Origin of the sequence: Fibrobacter sp. UBA3718, from assembly GCF_002371935.1 — a bacterium.
Taxonomy (GTDB): domain Bacteria; phylum Fibrobacterota; class Fibrobacteria; order Fibrobacterales; family Fibrobacteraceae; genus Fibrobacter.
The window spans coordinates 1-614 of the sequence record NZ_DFHR01000007.1 but is presented as its reverse complement, the minus strand read 5'-3'; the positions used below and the strand labels follow the sequence as shown (position 1 = coordinate 614).

Annotated in this window: 2 protein-coding genes; one reads left to right on the top strand and one right to left on the bottom strand. The window is 46.4% G+C overall.

Features of this window, described 5'->3' with window-relative positions; translation table 11 throughout:
• Positions 1–258, bottom strand: a 258-nt coding sequence (locus tag B4A77_RS01825) for a hypothetical protein (RefSeq protein ID WP_290737781.1), incomplete at its 3' end; no start/stop codon positions are given.
• 206 nt (positions 259–464) lie between these two features.
• On the opposite strand from B4A77_RS01825, the gene B4A77_RS01820 reads away from it, so the two are divergent.
• A partial coding sequence (locus tag B4A77_RS01820; protein ID WP_290737852.1) for a type IV pilin protein occupies positions 465–614 on the top strand: 150 nt, incomplete at its 3' end.

The following is a 614-nucleotide window of genomic DNA, read 5'->3' as shown; positions in this document are numbered from 1 at the left end:
GCAGACGCGGCAGAAGCTCGTGCTAGCGAAGAAAGGGCTCGTGCTGACAAGTACGAGAAAATGCTCCGCGACCTCGGTAAACTGTAGGTATTCATATAAAGAAACAGTTGGTGGCGGCCGCTGAGCGGTCGCCGCGTTTCTTTTGCTTGGGCCAAATGACAAAACCGTGACAAAAGGGGTGTGATATATTCCACATTGGAATAAAAAAATTCGGCGGAAGTCCCCTTTTTTGCGAAAAAAATCTATAATTGTAAGCATCCGAAACACCCCTAAAACGGCGATTTTGGTCGAAAAAAGCAATTTTTGCGTCTGCTCCAGGTTGTTATGACACAAAAATGACAAAAGTTTGACAAAACTATTGCTTTTCCGAAAAAAATTGTGTATATTAGGGAAGTAAACGAGTCGAACGCTCAATTCCGGGCCAGGACTCAAACAAGTGTGTCACAAACAACAAGGAGTACACTATGAAGAAACAAGGTTTTACCCTTATCGAATTGATGGTCGTGATCGTGATCATGGGCATCCTCGCCGCCGTCGCAGTTCCCAAGCTGTTCGGCATGATCGCCAAGTCCAAGGCTTCCGAAGTCCCGACCGCCGCAGGAACCTGGATCAAT